The 14,447-nt window shown below is 58.5% G+C and carries 16 protein-coding genes; 11 read left to right on the top strand and 5 right to left on the bottom strand.

Annotated features, from left to right (window positions below; translation table 11 throughout):
* Positions 1 to 19 precede the first annotated feature (19 nt).
* The 7 genes from AC2D8O_RS00760 to AC2D8O_RS00730 all read left to right on the top strand — a co-directional run bounded on the left by AC2D8O_RS00760 (position 20) and on the right by AC2D8O_RS00730 (position 4,136).
* Positions 20 to 754, top strand: coding sequence for a hypothetical protein (locus AC2D8O_RS00760; protein WP_484676865.1), 735 nt, complete (start codon positions 20 to 22; stop codon positions 752 to 754).
* A 24-nt stretch (positions 755 to 778) separates the two neighbouring features.
* Entirely contained in the window at positions 779 to 1,441 is a 663-nt protein-coding gene (gene rsmG, locus AC2D8O_RS00755) for a 16S rRNA (guanine(527)-N(7))-methyltransferase RsmG (protein ID WP_484676864.1), read from the top strand.
* 48 nt (positions 1,442 to 1,489) lie between these two features.
* Positions 1,490 to 1,858, top strand: coding sequence for an NADH-quinone oxidoreductase subunit A (locus tag AC2D8O_RS00750; protein ID WP_484676863.1), 369 nt, complete (start codon positions 1,490 to 1,492; stop codon positions 1,856 to 1,858).
* Positions 1,859 to 1,945: 87 nt separating this feature from the next.
* Complete coding sequence (locus AC2D8O_RS00745; protein ID WP_484676862.1) at positions 1,946 to 2,446, top strand: DinB family protein; 501 nt, start codon at positions 1,946 to 1,948, stop codon at positions 2,444 to 2,446.
* Entirely contained in the window at positions 2,443 to 2,946 is a 504-nt protein-coding gene (locus AC2D8O_RS00740) for a DinB family protein (RefSeq protein WP_484676861.1), read from the top strand. The genes AC2D8O_RS00745 and AC2D8O_RS00740 overlap by 4 nt, the downstream gene beginning before the upstream one ends.
* An 86-nt stretch (positions 2,947 to 3,032) precedes the next feature.
* A complete protein-coding gene (locus AC2D8O_RS00735) occupies positions 3,033 to 3,545 on the top strand; it encodes a DinB family protein (RefSeq protein WP_484676860.1) in 513 nt (170 codons plus the stop codon).
* A 102-nt stretch (positions 3,546 to 3,647) separates the two neighbouring features.
* Positions 3,648 to 4,136: an NADH-quinone oxidoreductase subunit B gene (locus tag AC2D8O_RS00730; RefSeq protein ID WP_484676859.1), complete on the top strand. Its 489-nt coding sequence runs from the start codon at positions 3,648 to 3,650 to the stop codon at positions 4,134 to 4,136.
* Between the two features lie 75 nt (positions 4,137 to 4,211).
* Here AC2D8O_RS00730 and AC2D8O_RS00725 read toward each other — a convergent pair whose 3' ends face one another.
* A complete protein-coding gene (locus AC2D8O_RS00725) occupies positions 4,212 to 4,814 on the bottom strand; it encodes an acyltransferase (RefSeq protein WP_484676858.1) in 603 nt (200 codons plus the stop codon).
* Between the two features lie 143 nt (positions 4,815 to 4,957).
* Between AC2D8O_RS00725 and panB the strand changes: the two genes are divergently transcribed.
* Positions 4,958 to 5,779, top strand: coding sequence for a 3-methyl-2-oxobutanoate hydroxymethyltransferase (gene panB, locus AC2D8O_RS00720; RefSeq protein WP_484676857.1), 822 nt, complete (start codon positions 4,958 to 4,960; stop codon positions 5,777 to 5,779).
* Between the two features lie 22 nt (positions 5,780 to 5,801).
* On the opposite strand, the gene AC2D8O_RS00715 is transcribed toward panB, so the two are convergent.
* From AC2D8O_RS00715 to AC2D8O_RS00705, 3 genes are read right to left on the bottom strand one after another with little or no spacing between them, the layout of a single operon-like run.
* Positions 5,802 to 6,572, bottom strand: coding sequence for a phosphoglycerol geranylgeranyltransferase (locus tag AC2D8O_RS00715; protein ID WP_484676856.1), 771 nt, complete (start codon positions 6,570 to 6,572; stop codon positions 5,802 to 5,804).
* A 37-nt stretch (positions 6,573 to 6,609) separates the two neighbouring features.
* Positions 6,610 to 7,038, bottom strand: coding sequence for a hypothetical protein (locus AC2D8O_RS00710; protein WP_484676855.1), 429 nt, complete (start codon positions 7,036 to 7,038; stop codon positions 6,610 to 6,612).
* Between the two features lie 5 nt (positions 7,039 to 7,043).
* Entirely contained in the window at positions 7,044 to 7,454 is a 411-nt protein-coding gene (locus AC2D8O_RS00705; RefSeq protein ID WP_484676854.1) for a hypothetical protein, read from the bottom strand.
* Between the two features lie 338 nt (positions 7,455 to 7,792).
* Here AC2D8O_RS00705 and AC2D8O_RS00700 point away from each other — a divergent pair, with 338 nt between their 5' ends.
* Positions 7,793 to 11,194: a vitamin B12-dependent ribonucleotide reductase gene (locus tag AC2D8O_RS00700; protein WP_484676853.1), complete on the top strand. Its 3,402-nt coding sequence runs from the start codon at positions 7,793 to 7,795 to the stop codon at positions 11,192 to 11,194.
* Between the two features lie 144 nt (positions 11,195 to 11,338).
* On the opposite strand, the gene AC2D8O_RS00695 is transcribed toward AC2D8O_RS00700, so the two are convergent.
* Positions 11,339 to 12,481: an acyl-CoA dehydrogenase family protein gene (locus tag AC2D8O_RS00695; protein ID WP_484678257.1), complete on the bottom strand. Its 1,143-nt coding sequence runs from the start codon at positions 12,479 to 12,481 to the stop codon at positions 11,339 to 11,341.
* A 279-nt stretch (positions 12,482 to 12,760) separates the two neighbouring features.
* Here AC2D8O_RS00695 and AC2D8O_RS00690 point away from each other — a divergent pair, with 279 nt between their 5' ends.
* Entirely contained in the window at positions 12,761 to 13,516 is a 756-nt protein-coding gene (locus AC2D8O_RS00690; protein WP_484676852.1) for a hypothetical protein, read from the top strand.
* 74 nt (positions 13,517 to 13,590) lie between these two features.
* Positions 13,591 to 14,427 carry a hypothetical protein gene (locus tag AC2D8O_RS00685; RefSeq protein ID WP_484676851.1) on the top strand — a complete coding sequence of 279 codons (837 nt, stop codon included), beginning with the start codon at positions 13,591 to 13,593 and terminating at the stop codon, positions 14,425 to 14,427.
* The last annotated feature ends 20 nt before the right edge of the window (positions 14,428 to 14,447 follow it).

Genomic DNA, 14,447 nt, shown 5'->3' with positions numbered 1-14,447 from the left:
CTTTTTGCATCTTTGTGCCATGCGTAAATGGATGCTCGCCGCTGGGCTGCTGCTGTGGACTGCTACGGCACAGGCACAGGTGTTGTTGGATGCCGAGGTTGGTGTGGCGCTTCCTGCGGCCTACAACCGGGTAAGCACGGCGGGTGCTGCGGCCATTGACCTGCCAGCTGTTTCAGATGGGCGTGCGTCGCTCTACTTCCGGTTTCGGGGTGGTTACACCTTCGCCGACCGGCACAACGTGTACTTGACGCTTACCCCCACCATTCAGCGCTACAGTGGTAGCGCCAAGACCAGCGGCAGTTTTCAGGATGTGACCTTCAGCTCAGGCGATGAGGTCTCCAGCCGCATGTCGCTGTCGGGTGTGCGTGCCGCCTATCGCTACGACTGGCACAAAACCCAGCGACTGCGCCTGGGCACAGGGCTTTCCGTTGCGCTGCGCGATGCGTCGGTCACGCTGAATACGCCGATGGGCTCACGTAAGGTGACCGATCTGCGCCTCATGCCGCAGCTGGTACTCTATGCCAGTTGGGAAATGGTACCCAGATGGCGCCTGATGGTGGATGCCGAGACGCTTCCGTTTGGCGACAACCAGCTGAACGACGTTTTCGCGGGTGTACGCTATCAGTTGGGCGGGTACGGCGCGTTACGTGTGGGCTATCGGATGGTGCACTCCAAAACCAAAGCAGCAGACTATGGCCAGGACCTGCTGTTGCACTCCCTTGCCGCCGCACTCATCGTTCGTTTCGGTGGTTGAGGCGCAAAATCCTAGCTTTGCACCGTGGATTTCACCTCTGTCAATGCGCTATACCCGGTAGTAGACGCCCCCCGCTACCAACAGCTGAACCGGCTGGCTGAAGTTTTTGCCGATTGGAATGGCAGGGTGAATCTCGTATCCCGCAAGGATATAGACCACCTGTGGGACCACCACCTGGTGCACTGTCTGTCGCTTTCACGCTTCATTCAGTTTGCCCCCGGCACCCGCGTACTGGACCTGGGTACGGGTGGCGGCCTGCCGGGCCTGCCCATGGCTATTCTCTTTCCCGAAAGCGAATTCATGCTGCTGGATGCCACTGGCAAGAAAGTGCGCGTCATTCAGGACATGATAGACCAACTGGGGCTTACCAACGTGAGCGCCCGCTGGGGCCGCGCCGAGGACCTGGCCAAGGAGCATGCCCGTCAGTTCGACTTTGTGCTGGGCCGAGCCGTCACGGCGCTGCCTGCTTTCTGGGCGCTTGCTAAGCCTTTCATCCATTGCCGCTCGGCAAATGCGCTGCCCAATGGTGTGCTGTACCTGAAGGGTGGCGAGGTTGACGATGAGCTGAAGCAGCTGAAAGTGAGAGCAGTAGTGCATCATCTGAAGGATTTTCTGGCTGGAGAGTATTTCGAAACCAAGCTGCTGTTGCACCTTACCGACTGTCCGCCGGTTGCACAGGCCAAGTGAATCCCCTACTTTTACGCTCCTAACCGTTCTTGAGTCGAACGAAACGCTATGCAGACACCTGTTACCGATTACATCCCGTTTCTGCTGATTCTGGCAGTTGGGCTGGTTCTGGGCTTGGCACTTCCCACGCTTGCCCGCTATATGGGCCCGCACCGCCCCAAGGCCCTGAAGGACATGCCCTATGAATCGGGTATGGACCCTGTCGGCAGCGCCCGCGACCGTTTTTCGGTGAAGTTCTACCTCGTGGCCATGCTCTTCATCATCTTCGACGTGGAGGTGATCTTCATGTACCCCTGGGCAGTCAACTACAAGCAACTGGGCCTTTTTGCATTCGTTGAAATGTTGGTGTTTATCGCCATCCTCTTTGTTGGGTATATCTATCTGATCAAAAAGGGTGCCCTGAAGTGGGACGAATAAACTGACCCTAAATATCTTACCACAGGCGCGGCTCTAATCAGGGCCGCGCCTGTTGTTTTTTTGCGCCCCGCGTCACTACCTTTTAGTATGAAGGACGCGCTTCTACTCAATACACAGTTTCATGCCTGGCGCGTGGCCGAGTGGCGCACGGCGCTGAAAGCCCTGCCCGCCAACTATTGGCAGCAGCCCATACCGGGCAGTTTTGCCACGCTGGAAGCACTGGTGCGGCACCTCGAGTCGGCAGACCGTTTCCTGTTCTGTCGCGCCACTGAAACCGACCCCGCAACGATAGCCGGGCCCACCACCGACAGCAGCATATCGGCGGTGTTGGACTCCTGGCTGCAGTGGGCCCAGAAGTGGCCGGTGTTGGCACAGGAATGGCAACAAACAGGCGCTGGAGAGAAAGTCATTTCCTTTCGACGCATGACCGGTGCCCAGCTCACCATTAAATGTGCCGAAGTAGCCCTTCAGGCCGTAGACCATGCTTCCTATCACTGTGGCCAGCTCACGGTTGCCTTCCGGGCACTGGGTGTGGCCTCAGTGCCTCCAACAACTTTATTCGCTTACCTAACCCTGCGAAGTGTATGACCACATCCGATCATTTCAAACAAACCGTGGCGTTTCACGTGTGGCGGGTGGAACAGCTGGCAAACGTCATCGAAGACCTGCCAGTCTCCATGCTGGATCAGGCGATCGAGGGTAGTTTCGGCACCCTGCGGTCATTGTTGTGGCACCTGGCCAACGCAGAAGGCGTGTGGCAGGAGCGCCTTGAGGGCGTGGGTGCGCTCATTACCTCAGCCCCTGAAGGACTTACCCTGCCCGATCTGGCCGAGAACTGGCGCTCGCGCGCACGTCACTGGCAAACGTATATCAGTAAGCTGAAAGACGCCGACTATCAGCGCGCAGTGGCATACCGCAACTCTGCCGGGACGCCTTACACCAACACTGTCGAAGAGATACTGACACACGTATTTGACCACGCTACCTACCACGTAGGTCAGCTGGCAACCGCGCTGCGGGCATTGGGGATTACCCCTCCCAGTACCAACTACATCTTCTATCGTCGGGCATTGGCCATTAACGCCTGACGCAAGCGGTTAGCATCATTTAACAGCCCCATTTAGCTACAATGGGGCTGTTTCCGTATCATAACAATCTGATTTTTCTTTCCAGTATGGACGCCGCAACCCTTAAACATCAGCTGCAAACAAGCCTGGCATACAATCATTGGCGTGTGCAACAGTTCGCTTCGGTACTCAATCAGCTTGACGATACCCTCTTGGAGAAAGACGTTCCCGGCAGCTTTCCCACCTTTCGCAAGCTGTTGGAGCATCTGGTGTACGTAGAGCACCTGTGGATGCAACGCGTGCAGGGGGTGCGCCGGGCTACGGTTAACCTGGAACCCTTCACCTCATTTCAGGATATTACTTCGGCTTGGCTGGCATCGGTGGAGCAGATGCAGCAGTGGCTGGACAAAACCCCCGCCGAGGCCCTGCTGACGCCTATCACCTTCGAAACTACCGACGGCCGCGAACTGACCGTACCCCCTGCGGATATGATCCCGCATCTGGTAGACCACGGGTCGTTTCACGGTGGGCAGGTCATTGTGGTGCTGCGTATGCTGGGGCTGACTCCGCCTGCCACCGGCCTGCTCTATTACTATCTGGCCCAACAGAAGGCTAATTGAGAATGCTTCGATTTTTCCGGGGGCCTGCAATTGGGAACCCTTTTGTCTTAATTTTGGGTCTTGATAACAGGGATTCCACCTTGTCTATAATTCGCTTGAAGTATGGGTCTTGAGAAAGCACTTGCCCAAAACGGCTACCTTCTGACCACCGTTGACGCCCTTACGAACTGGGCCCGCGCCAACTCGCTTTGGCCGCAACCGATGGGTCTGGCCTGCTGCGCCATCGAAATGATGAGCTTTGCCGGTCCCAAGTTCGACGTAGCCCGCTTCGGGTCCGAGCGCTTCAGCTTCTCGCCCCGTCAGGCCGACGTCATGATCGTTGCCGGTTGGTGCACCTACAAAATGTCGCATGCCATCAAGCGTGTGTGGGACCAGATGTCCGACCCCAAGTGGTGCATCGCCATGGGTGCCTGTGCCAGTTCAGGTGGTATGCACCGTGTATATGGTGTCGTACAGGGCATTGACAATTTCCTGCCTGTGGATGTCTACATCCCTGGCTGCCCGCCCCGCCCCGAAACCGTGCTTCACGCCCTGATGACCATTCAGGAAAAGATCAAGACCGAGCACTCGATTGTTCAGGATCAGAACTGATCGAGAGCCGCCCAATACAGAAAGCGCCCGCAATGACTGCGGGCGCTTTCGCTTTACGCTGGAAAGATACTGGACTCAGAGCAGATCGCCGTCACCCAGAAACTCAAGCCATTTGATGCCCTGGTCGTCGTGCAGGCGGTAGCGTTCGCCGCTTTCCGGGCAGCGGGCCTGGCCGTGTTCGTCGAAGGTCAGCTGGTGGCCAGCTCGGCTCATCCAACCTGCCTGTCGGGCAGGCACCCCCAACATTAGCGCATAGGGTGGTACATCACGGTTAATCACCGCGCCGGCGCCCACAAAGCAGTATTCACCCAGTGTCAGCCCACAGAGAATGGTGGCATTGGCCCCAATGGTGGCACCACGGCCCACATAGGTAGGCTTGTGCTGATGTTTCCGCATGTTGGCCGAGCGTGGGTTCCAGATGTTGGTGAACACCATGCTGGGCCCCAGGAACACATCGTCTTCACACACTACCCCTTCATAGATGCTTACGTTGTTCTGCACCACCACGTTGTGACCTAGCGTCACGCCGTCGTCAATGAACGTATAATGGCCAATGCTGCACCGCTCGCCAACACTGGCGCCGCCCATCACATGTGCATAGTGCCATACGCGGGTGCCATCGCCCATAAGGGCCCCTTGCTCCACCACAGCTGTCGGGTGGACGAATACGTCAGTCATTGATTGTTCTCTTGTGTCGTTAGTGCCTCAGGAATTTACGGATATGGCGCTAAACCTCCTTCTGTTCTTTCTGCTATAGGTTGGTTGTGGTGAAAGGGATTCCTGCATCTTTGCTGGCAGCACCTCCTCTCATTGCACATCCCATGTCAGTACATAAAAGTAGCTCCAACAAGAAAATCACCACCCGCAGTCTGCGCGAGATGAAAGAGCGTGGCGAGCGTATCACCATGCTCACCGCCTACGATTTCTCTATGGCGCGCATCCTCGATGCTGCCGGGCTGGATGTGCTGCTGGTGGGCGACTCGGCCAGCAACGTCATCGCGGGCCATGAAACCACGCTGCCCATTACGCTGGACCAGATGATTTTTCTGGCTTCGGCCGTGGTGCGTGGGGTAGACCGTGCGCTCGTGGTGTGCGACATGCCATTCGGTACCTACCAGGGCGACTCCAAGAACGCCCTTCAGAGCGCCATCCGCATCATGAAGGAGTCGGGTGCACACGGCGTGAAAATCGAGGGCGGCGAGTTTGTGCTTGATTCCGTCAAGCGCATCATTTCGGCAGGCATCCCCGTGATGGGTCACCTCGGCCTCATGCCCCAGAGCATCTATAAGTACGGCGGCTATGCCGTGCGTGCTACGGCCGACGAAGAAGCCGAACAGCTGAAGCGCGATGCCCTGCTGCTACAGGAAGCTGGCTGCTTTGCACTGGTGCTGGAGAAAATCCCGTCTACGCTGGCCAAAGAGGTATCCGCACTGCTTCAGATTCCGGTGATAGGCATTGGCGCGGGCCCGCACTGCGACGGGCAGGTGCTGGTGACGCACGATATGCTGGGCATCAACAACGAGTTCTCGCCACGCTTCCTGCGCCGCTACGCCAACCTCTACGACGAGATGAAGCAGGCCTTTGAGAACTACTGCACCGATGTGCGCAATGCCTCTTTCCCGAGCGACAAGGAGAGCTACTAGCGCACAGTGACTGCACCCGACCTTAGCGGGCTGCTATCTGGCTGCTGGAAAGGGCGGCAGCGCCCAGTTCGTTCAGCAGGGTGGCATCTGGTGCGCCGGTATCTTCCAGCACAGTGCCCACAACAAATATGTCGGCGCCAGCACTAAGGGTGCGGGCGGCCTGCTCAGGCGTGCGTATACCTCCACCGATAATCAGCGGAGTTTCCACTGTCTGCGAAATGGCACGGATCATCTCCGGTGAGATAGGCCGCTCAGCTCCGCTGCCCGCGTCGGCATACATCAGGCGCATACCCAGATACTGCCCGGCCAGCGCAGTGTAGGCAGCCAGCTCGGGTTTGTCATAGGGTAAGGGCAGCGTGGCGCTCATGTAGCTGGCGCTGGTGGGTTTGCCACCATCTACCAGCATGTAGCCGGTGGGCATCACTTCCAGCTCCATGCGCTGGAGCAGGGGTGCGGCCACCACCTGCTGGCCTATCAACAGTTCGGGGTTGCGGCCTGAGATGAGCGAGAGAAATAGAATGGCATCAGCCTCGGGCACCACCTGTACTACGTTGCCGGGGAACAGCAATACAGGCAGTCCTGTGCGGGCTTTGAGTTCGCGCACCAGCGGCGACAGTTCGTTGTGGCGCACCAGGCTACCACCCACCAGCAGATACCGTGCACCGGCTACCGCCGCTGCTTCGGCAAGGCGTGCAGCCTGGGCTGGCTCGGTCCGGTCAGGGTCTATCAGCAGCGCAAAGCCTTTTTTGCCACTGGCTTTGGCGGCATAGAGTTGGTCTATCAGTTTGGCCACAGCGGAGGGGCAGAAGTGAGTGAGGAAGAACGGCGGCTCAGTTGCTCTGGGCTTCCTTCTGCTTGTCGATATATTCTACCAGCAGCTTGCGGGCGTAGTGCAGCAGGAAAGTCTCCATGGCTGTGCGCACCAGCGTAGCCAGAAATGACGAACGTTCGTTACGAACAATCACCCGGCGGCCGCCTTCGCTGCTTTCCACTTCCTGGTCGTCGCTGGCCGAACTGAACAGCGAGCTCAGCACGAAGTAGCCCACTACGACGCCACCGATGATGAGCAGCGTGCGAGGCTTGGTCAGCTGGTTTTTGGCAAAGTCCTTCACCTTGCCCCAGACACCTTCTACACTGGTGTACTCGTTCAGGCGGTCGAAGTCGTTTTTCAGGCTTTGTTGGTATTGGTTCATCTCGGTGCGAAGGGTTTGTATCTGGCGGGCCAACCCGGAAGAGGCGTTTGAATCAGGGGTGGACATGGCAGTCAGGGTTTGATGGTGCTGGCGTCTGCGGCCTGGCTCTGGGCTTTCAGGTGCTCGATCCGCGCTTGCAGGCCCGTGGGCAGTTTGGGCTCAAGTTCGGAAGAAAGCTGTTGCAGTCGCTCTTCAATGCGCTGGCGTACAGTAGTTTCTATCTTTCTGCGCTGGCTCCAGATGAGCAGCGCGAAGAGTGCCTGCAACAGCGCGCCTATCAGAAAGCCCAGTGCGATGCTGTCCAGCCACTGTCCGATGACCAAGCTTAGTGCTACCCCGATGAAAACTATAAACAGGGATAGGCACAGCAGAATGGGCAGCAGGGGTGCAAGTGTGGATAGCAGCCCGGCAAACCCGTACTTCGTTTCGGCAACTGCCAAAGCGACGCGCAGCTCAACCACCCGGACAAGCCGTTCGAGCATCGTTTCAGGTTGTTTTTCCGACATGAAGAGGCGGGTCTGATTTCAGGTGGCAACTTACGACGACCTGCCGGATTGTCCGAATGTCAGTTTCCGTCGGCGGAGGATTATCCAAGCCTAAACTATTCACATACCCGGCAGGGCTGTGAGTTACTTGGTAAGACATTCCGCCTAGGGCCAAACTATTATTGCATTAACGACTTCGCCCCGCTCAGGCTTTTCTGTGGCAGGGCATCGTTGCCTCCAAACCATCCTACAATCCTCTCGCTGCTAATGTTTTCTGCCTAGAAAGCGTTATTGGTACAGAGGCCGACCCTGCCCCAGAACTTCGTTTTGCCGTCATGAAAAAGTCTACTCCTACCTCTTCTTCCCACGCCGGAACTGCCGCTGGAAGCGTATCGCGTGCTGCTGCCAAGAAGGGCCTGAAAATTGGCCGTTACTTCACCAAGGCAGGGCAGGACGTATATGGCGGCTTTCACTATGACCTCCGCAGCAGTGTCATCCGCAACCCTGCGGGCGATGCCGTGTTCGAAATGCACAATGTGGAAGTGCCCAGCAGCTGGAGCCAGGTGGCCACCGATATTCTGGCGCAGAAATACTTCCGTAAGGCTGGTGTGCCCCGTGAAGATGGTACCTCGGGGTCAGAGACCTCGGTGAAGCAGGTGGTGCATCGCCTGGTCAACTGCTGGCGTGTGTGGGGAGAACGCTACGGCTACTTCGCCTCCAAGGCCGATGCACAGGCCTTCTACGATGAGCTGGCCCACATGATGCTGGACCAGATGGCCGCCCCCAACTCGCCCCAGTGGTTCAATACCGGCCTTTATGAAAGCTACGGCCTGACCGGCCCTGCTCAGGGCCACTGGTATGTGGATGAGCGTACGGGCGAATCCAAGCAGAGCACCAGCGCCTACGAGCGCCCCCAGCCGCATGCCTGCTTCATTCTGGGCGTTGACGACGACCTCGTAGGCGAGAACGGCATCATGGACCTCTGGGTGCGCGAAGCCCGCATCTTCAAATATGGCTCAGGTGTCGGCACCAACTTCTCCAACGTGCGTGGCGAAGGCGAAAAGCTGAGTGGCGGTGGCACCAGCTCGGGGCTGATGTCTTTCCTGAAGGTGGGCGACCGTGCCGCGGGCGCCATCAAGAGCGGTGGCACCACACGCCGTGCCGCCAAGATGGTGGTGCTGGACGTAGACCACCCCGAAATCATGGAGTTCATCCGCTGGAAGGTGGAAGAGGAGAAGAAGGTAGCGGCGCTCATCGCGGCGGGCTATTCTTCTGACTACGAAGGCGAGGCCTACCGCACCGTTTCGGGCCAGAACAGCAACAACTCCGTCCGCGTGAACGACGCCTTCATGAAGGCCGTTGCCAGCAACGCCGACTGGAGCACCACTGCCCGCACCAACGGCAAGGTGATGAAGACCTACAAGGCCCGCGAAATCTGGGACGAGATTGCACAGGCGTCGTGGGCCTGCGCCGACCCCGGTTTGCAGTTTCACACCACCATCAACGACTGGCATACCTGCCCCACCGATGGTCCCATCCGCGCCAGCAACCCGTGCTCCGAGTACATGTTCCTCGACAACACGGCCTGCAACCTCGCCAGCCTCAACCTGCGTAAGTTCTTCGACGAAGATACCTGCACGCTCGACGTCGAGGGCTTCCGCCATGCCTGCCGCCTTTGGACGGTAGTGCTGGAAATCTCGGTGCTGATGGCCCACTATCCCAGCAAGGAAATCGCCGAGCTGTCCTATAAGTACCGCACGCTGGGGCTTGGGTATGCCAACCTCGGCTCCATGCTCATGGTATCGGGCATTCCCTACGACAGCGACAAAGCCCGTGCCATTGCCGGTGGTGTCACCGCCATCATGACCGGTAGTGCCTATGCAGCCAGCGCCGAGATGGCGGGCGTACTGGGTGCCTTCGAAGGCTATGAGCGCAACCGCGAAGACATGCTGCGCGTCATGCGCAACCACCGTGCCGCAGCCTATGGCCTGCCGTACGAGGGCCTGCACACCGATGTCGTGGCCATTGACCAGAAGACCTGCCCGCAGTATCTGCTGAAAGCTGCCCACCAGTCGTGGGACGACGCCCTGAAGCTGGGCGAGAAGCACGGCTACCGCAACGCCCAGACCACCGTTCTGGCCCCTACGGGCACCATCGGTCTGGTAATGGACTGCGACACCACTGGCGTGGAGCCCGACTTTGCGCTTGTGAAGTTCAAGAAGCTGAGCGGCGGCGGTTACTTCAAGATCATCAACAACGCTATTCCGGCCGCTCTGCGCAACCTGGGCTACAGCCAGCGCGAGAGCGAGGCCATCGTTGCCTACGCCAAAGGCCACGGCAGCCTCAAGGGCGCGCCCCATATCAACGAGGCCAGTCTCAAGGCCAAAGGCTTCTCGGATGCCGACCTTCAGAAGGTAGAGGCGCAGCTGCCCGGTACCTTCGACATCCAGTATGTATTCAACAGCTACACGCTGGGCGAGGACACGCTGAAGCGCCTGGGCTTCAAGGCCGAGCAGTACACCGACCCTGCTTTCAACCTGCTTTTCTCGCTCGGCTTCACGCCCGTCGAGATCGAGACGGCCAACGAATACGTCTGCGGAACCATGACGGTGGAAGGTGCGCCTTATCTGCGGCCCGAGCACCTGCCGGTGTTTGACTGCGCCAACAAGTGCGGCAACAAAGGCACCCGCTACATCCATGCCCACGGCCACATCCGCATGATGGCAGCAGCCCAGCCCTTTATCTCCGGCGCTATCTCCAAGACCATCAACCTGCCCAACGAAGCCAGCTGGGAAGAGATCCGCGAGTGCCACGACATGAGTCACGCGATGGGCCTGAAGGCCATCTCCATCTACCGGGATGGCAGCAAGCTGTCGCAGCCGCTCAGCGCCAAGAAAGAGGAGAAGAAGGAAGCCGAAGTGCCCGCCGAAGCCCAGCAGGCCCTCAACCTGTCGATGGACCAGCTGCTGGATCAGGTGAAGCGCGTGCTGCAGGAGGAAAGCCCCCAGACCGTACAGCTGAAAGACCAGCTCCGCGTGTTCAAGGCCAACCGCATGGACATGCCCGACAAGCGCCGCGGCTGGACACAGAAGAACAAAGTAGGCGGTCAGACGGTGTATGTGCGCACAGGCGAGTACGAAGACGGGCGCATCGGCGAAATCTTCGTAGACCTGGCCAAGGAAGGTGCTACCCTGCGCAGCATCATGAACTGCTTTGCCATTTCGGTATCGCTGGGGCTTCAGCACGGCGTGCCGCTGGAGGAGTTCGTGGACAAGTTCACCTTTACCCGCTTCGAGCCCTCCGGCATGGTAGACCACCCCAACATCAAGTCGTCTACCTCCATCATTGATTACATCTTCCGCCTGCTGGCGCTGGAGTATCTGGGCCGCGAAGACCTGGTGCAGGTGCCCCGCACAAAGGCCAAAGTGGAAATGCCTGATGCTGGCAGCCAGCTTTCGCTGTTGCAGGGCGCGGCGCCTGCCAAACCCAAGCCGGTGCACCCGGAAGACATGCCCACTAACGGCACAGGCCACCTGAACAGCCACCACGGCAACGGCAATGGGCATGCGAACGGCAATGGCTATTCCCTGGCCGATGCCAACCCGGCGGCTACCACCCAGGTGCTGGCCAACCTGATGGGCGATGCCCCGGCCTGCTCCACCTGCGGCCATATTACGGTACGCAATGGCACCTGCTACAAGTGCCTCAACTGTGGCACCAGCATGGGCTGTTCCTGAGCCGCCCGGTCTCCAAGCCACGCATAAGTTTTCAGTGTAGTTAGCGTAGGCCCGTGTCCTTTACTGGATGCGGGCTTTTTGTTTCCAAGTGGGCAACAAAAAAGCCCCCGAAGTTGGGGGCCTGTATACTCGGTAGCGAAGGTATCAGCCGCGGAAAGCCTGCAGGCCCGTTACGTCCATACCTGTAATGAGCAGGTGAATGTCGTGGGTGCCTTCGTAGGTCACTACCGACTCCAGGTTGGCCATGTGGCGCATGATGGGGTAGTCGCCTACGATGCCCATGCCGCCCAGCATCTGGCGTGCTTCGCGGGCTACGTCCAGGGCCATGGCTACGTTGTTGCGCTTGGCCATGGAAATCTGGGCAGTAGTTGCGCGGTCTTCGTTCTTCAACTGACCCAGGCGCAGGGTCAGCAGCTGGGCTTTGGTGATCTCGGTGATCATTTCGGCCAATTTCTTCTGTTGCAGCTGGAAGCCCCCAATAGGACGGTCGAACTGCACGCGCTGCTTGGAGTATTGCAGGGCTACATCGTAGCAGGCCATGGCCGCACCGATGGCACCCCAGGCAATGCCGTAGCGGGCGCTGTCGAGGCACGAGAGCGGGCCACGCAGACCACTGATACCAGGCAGCAGGTTTTCTTTGGGCACTTTCACGTTGTGGAACACCAGTTCGCCAGTGGTGCTGGCGCGCAGGCTCCACTTGTTGTGAATGGCCGGGGTGGAGAAGCCTTCCATGCCACGTTCTACGATGAGACCATGAATGCGGCCCTCTTCGTTCTTGGCCCATACAACGGCAATCTGTGAGAACGGCGAGTTGCTGATCCACATCTTGCTGCCATTCAACAGGTAGTGGTCGCCCATGTCGCGGAAGTTGGTCACCATGCCGCCGGGGTTCGAGCCGTGGTCGGGCTCGGTGAGGCCAAAGCAGCCAATCCACTCGCCAGTGGCCAGCTTGGGCAGATACTTACGCTTCTGCTCTTCGCTGCCGTACTTGTAGATAGGGTACATCACCAGCGACGACTGCACCGAGCAGAGCGAACGGATGCCGGAGTCGGCCCGCTCGATTTCCTGCATGATGAGGCCGTAGGAGATCTGGTCGAGCCCGCCGCCGCCATATTCCGCACCAATGTGGGGGCCGAAGAGGCCTTGGGCGCCCATGTCGCGCGTCAGGTGGGTAGGGCAAAGATTGTTCTGGGCCCAATACTCGATGTGCGGCATGATCTTGTCATCCATGAAGGAGCGCACCGAGTCGCGGATGAGACGCTGCTCTGGCGTCAGCAGTTCGTCCATCTGATAGTAGTCAGGCTGGGTATAGGGCAGCACGGGGGCCTTAGGCGCCGCCGCTGCTTCAGGATTGGCCAACAGATCGGCCGGGTTGACGGCAGTGTGCATGGGTAATGCGGGTTGATGGACGGTAAAGTTACACATTCCCAGCCGCAAGGCCATTCCTCCAGCGGCCATGTCCGAATCTGGAATCATTCCGTCCGTTCTCCCCCGCTTCGCTACCTTGGCCCTCAATTTGTACAGCCGCATTCCGTACTTTCGCAAAACATCAAACTGATTTGCCTCATGAACTGGCTCAAAGCGCATTGGAAAGATATTGTCATGGTTCTGCTGCTGGCTACCTCCGGCACATTTGCCTATCTGTGGCAGCGTGAAGTGCAGAAGGCGAAGAACCTTGCCGGTACTCTGACAGAGTCGATGGAGAAGGAGAAGCAGCGTCTGGACGAGATTGCCGTGGAGCGCATGACCCAGGGCGACCTTACCAACTATGCCAACAGCCTGAAAAAGCAGTACGATGAGCTGTACAATGCCCACGCTGCCCTTACAGCCAAGTTCAACGACCTGACCAATAAGTTCAACAACCTCACGGTCTCTGATAACCGTCTGCAGGAAGACTACAAGGCCCGCACTGCCGAGTATGGTCAGCTGCAGCAGCGCTTTGATGGCCTGGCTGCCGAAAATCAGAAGAATGTAGCCCAGGCTACCGAACTGGCCAATAAGAATGCCCAGATAGCCGCTCAGGTGGAAGGCTTGGGCCGCAAGTTGCAGGAGCTTTCTGACGCCAACGGCCAACTGGCCCGCAGCGCCAACGAGGCCACCGGCCGCGCCAACGATCTCAGCCGCCAGGTGCAGCAGGTAAATGGACAGAACGCCGAACTGAATCGCAGCATGAGCGCCATGAACCAGCAGATGGGGCAGTTGCAGGCCCGGAATGCACAGCTTCAGCGCCAGCTGGACGAACTCCAGGACCGCCTGCGTGCTGCCCAGCAGGGAGGTGCTCCTGCCGGTGGTGGTCAAGGCCGCCCCGACCGTAAACCCTAACGCTTTGGCCTCACGTTTGCTAGGCCCCTTGACAGCTTTTTCTATTTTTGCCCAACATTAAAGTGAACATACCCATGCAGTTCAAATCCGTTATCAGCCGTATGGCTGTAGCTGCAGTAGCCCTGGCCGTAGTGGCCTGCGGCCCCAGCGAAGAAGAGAAGCAGATTCAGGCACTCACCGCCGAAATCGCTCAGATCGAGCAGCAGAAGAACCAACTGGAAGCCCAGATGGACAGCGCTGCCCGTGACAAGGAAAACGTTGTGGCCCAGATGGAAGCTGCCAAGGCTTCGGCTACCGAGTACGCTGACAAACTGAAGGCTGCCAATGCTGGCATCGTAGCTGCCCAGCGCAAGACCCAGGAGCTGATGGCCCAGCTGGCCCAGTGGAAAGACCGCGCCGAGAAGCTGGCCAAGGAAAATGAGCAGCTGAAAGCCCAGATTGCTACCCTCAACCAGAAGATTGAAGCCGCTGAAGCCCGGGCCTTTGCTGCCGAACAACGTGCCATCGACGCCGAAACCAAGCTGCGTGCCTACGAAGCTGCCCAGGCCAAGAGCTACTACGTAAAAGCCATCGACGTGAAAGGCTTCCGCAGCTCGGGCGAAGAGTTCAGCCGCGAGCGCATCAAGAGCAACGCTGCTACCCTCCGCATCGACATCGCTATTCAGCGTCCTGAAGTGGGTCCTGACCTCGGTGCCATTCCCATGCGCGTGGTTGTAATCGACTCTAAGGGCCAGGAGCTTTACGCTGAAGAATTCACCATGGATGGCAACGTAAAGAGCATCACTATCGACGTCAAAGGCAAGAAGATTGACCTGAACAAGGGCAAGCACATCGTAAAGCTTTACGACGTGAAGGACAACAACGCCCTGAAGTTCGAAAGCTTCTTCATGGTACTCAGCAGCTTCCTCTAGTAGGTACTGCCTCTGTAAGT

This window comes from Pontibacter sp. T17 (assembly GCF_057219875.1).
Note: the sequence above shows the minus strand (reverse complement) of the source record. Positions and strands in the feature narration are given on the sequence as shown.